At 64.0% G+C, this 2514-nt stretch carries 2 protein-coding genes and 1 pseudogene; 1 reads left to right on the forward strand and 2 read right to left on the reverse strand.

Annotation, left to right across the window (positions count from 1 at the left end):
- A pseudogene (locus WAN02_RS30930) lies at positions 1-127 on the forward strand (IS30 family transposase); the annotation flags it as partial.
- A gap of 92 nt (positions 128-219) precedes the next feature.
- Here the strand turns inward: WAN02_RS30930 and WAN02_RS30935 are convergent.
- Together WAN02_RS30935 and WAN02_RS30940 are read right to left on the reverse strand one after the other, a co-directional pair.
- Positions 220-1449 (reverse strand): M24 family metallopeptidase, encoded by a 1230-nt coding sequence (locus WAN02_RS30935; protein WP_422269186.1) that lies wholly within the window; start codon positions 1447-1449, stop codon positions 220-222.
- Position 1450: 1 nt separating this feature from the next.
- Positions 1451-2509 carry an amidohydrolase family protein gene (locus WAN02_RS30940; RefSeq protein WP_422269187.1) on the reverse strand — a complete coding sequence of 353 codons (1059 nt, stop codon included), beginning with the start codon at positions 2507-2509 and terminating at the stop codon, positions 1451-1453.
- Between the last annotated feature and the right edge of the window lie 5 nt (positions 2510-2514).

Consider the following 2514-nt stretch of genomic DNA (forward strand, 5'->3'; position numbering starts at 1 on the left):
CCTCAGCGGTCACACCAAAGCCGACCTCAAACGCATCCAAGACACCCTCAACCAACGCCCCCAACCAACCCTGAACCTCGACACACCGGCTCAACGGCTCGCCCAACTCCTAGCCGAAGCCGCCTAACCCGTGTTGCATTCACCGATTGACAATGCCCGGCGTGTCGTCGCCTACGCTTAAGTGTCGCGCGCGGTCCCCCGGCAGCGCCGGCCGTAACCTCAGTTCCCATAGGGCGTATAGGGGTAGTCGGTAATCCGGACACAGCCGTCCTCGGTGATCACCACGATCTCCTCACTGCGGTAGCCGCCGGTGCCGTCCTCCCACACCACCGGCTCCAGCACCAGCGTCATCCCGACCGGGAAGACGAAGTTGTCGTCGAACTCCTCACCCAGATCGGTGCCGATCATGGGTGGCTCGGCGGGATAGAGGCCGATGCCGTGTCCAAGGTAGAAGTGTGGCAGCCACGGCTTGGTTCCGCCGTTGGCGGCGATCGCCGCCCGAGCGAGATCACCAGACGTCGCACCGGCTTTGGTCACCTTGAGCACCGAGTCGAGGATGTGCTGCCACTGCTCGTACTGAGCCTGCTGGCGCGCGGATGGTGTGTCGCCGACCACCCAGGTGCGCCCGAAGTCCGAGCAGTATCCGGCGTAGCTGATGCTGACGTCGGTCCACAGCACATCGCCCTTGTCGAGTTCACGTTCGTTGGTCAGCAGCGGCAACGCCAGGTCACCGTGCGTCGTCCACACTCCCTCGGCGCGAGACGGCGGCATCACCTGCCAGATGGCCTCCAGCATGTTGGCCGTGGCGCCCAATTCGAAGGCGCGGCGCACCAGCTTGGCCGACAGATCGGTCTGCCGCACACCCGGTGCCAGCTGTTGTTGCACATCGACCATCGCGCGCTCGGTGATCCGACTGGCCATGCGTAGACAGGCAATCTGGTCCGGAGTCTTGACCAGGTTCGCCGCGCCGACCACCTCCGCGGCCTCCGACGGCGGCCCGCCCGGGAAGATCCGATCCGCGGCGCGGCGCATCGCGCCGGTCATTTCGTCGACCGCGACTCTGGCACCGCGGGGAACCAGCTCACCGATCACCCGGGCGAATTGCTCGACGCCCTCGTCTAATTCGAGATACAGCGGATCGTGCAGATGATCCGCGGGCACCTGCGATTCCGACGCGGCGCCCTGCCGGAACGGGATGAACAGATGTGGGTGCTCGTCGTCGGCCAGCACGATCGCCACCGGACGCTCGACGTGCGACAGTCCGGCGTCCAGCACCGGCCAGCTTGCGCCGGTGGCATACACCACGTTGTCGTTCATCAACAGGATCAACGCGTCGACGCCCTGGTCGGCCATCGCGGCCCGAAGCCGCGAGCTGGTGTCGCGGTGCATCCGCGCCCGGTCAGGCTCCTCGGGGATGACGAAGCTCTGCACGCTGGACGAAGCCGTCATCTCAGATACCCAGAAACTTCTTGATGTTGCCGCTGACGATACGGGCGGCGTTGTCCGGCCCAACGGCTTCGACGACGACGGCCAGCGATTTCTCCGAGTAGCCGAAGCTGCTCTCGTTGTGCGGGTAATCGGACGACCACATCACCTTGTCGACGCCGATCTGCTCGATCAGCTGCAAGCCGAGTGGGTCGACAATGAACGAGGCACTCATGTGGTTGTCCCAGTAGTACTGAATGTCGTGCTCCAGCGGGCGATCCAGCATGTGCTGATAGGACGCCAGCACGTGCTCGGCGTCTTGCAGCGCCGGTGGAATCCAGGCGATGCCACCTTCGAACCAGCCGATTCGCAGGCCTGGGTGACGGTCGAGGATGCCGCCAAAGATGTACTTGGAGAACATCTCCCGGAATCCGTCGATGTTCACCATCATCGCGACCGCGACGTTGTTGACCTCGCAAGGCGCCTTCGGCGGGGTTTCGCCGATGTGGTGCGTCACCGGCAGCCCGGATTCCTCGATCGCATCCCAGACCGGTCCCATCGCGTTGCAGGCGTAGTCCATCATGATGCCGTCGTCGCCGTTGCCCGGGTTGAGCGGCAACAGAAACGTCTTGAGGCCAAGCGATTTCAGCTCGTCCAGGGTGCGATGGGCACCTTTTCGATCCCACCAGTTGATCAGGCCCACGCCGAAGAAGTGACCGTCGGAGCGCTCCTGCAGATCGGCGATGTACTCGTTGTAGATGCGGAAAACGCGCTCGCGCAGTGGCTTGTCCGGAAAGCCGAACATGGCCAGTAGCGCGTTGGGGAAGGCGAGTTCACGGTCTACGCCGTCCTCACGCAGTTCACGTATCCGCGCATCGATGTTGTTGGTGGCTGCCCCGGCCAGATCGTCATACTGCATCAGCACCGCGCTGAAGACGTCGGGCAGGAACGACTGCCCCTGGTGACCGATCTGGTAGGCCCCGTCCTCGTACCAAATCCGCGGTGCGCTGTCTTTGAGGTCGTCGGGAAGGCGCTCGTAGAAGATGTCGGCCGCCAACGAGATGTGGGTGTCGGCCGAGAACACCTCGG

This window comes from Mycobacterium sp., from assembly GCF_049281135.1.
In the GTDB taxonomy this organism is placed as follows: Bacteria; Actinomycetota; Actinomycetes; order Mycobacteriales; family Mycobacteriaceae; genus Mycobacterium.

Bases quoted from the DNA above. Each gene is read 5' to 3' on its own strand.
- WAN02_RS30935 (WP_422269186.1), bottom strand. From the start codon at position 1,449: ATGACGGCTTCGTCCAGCGTGCAGAGCTTCGTCATCCCCGAGGAGCCT.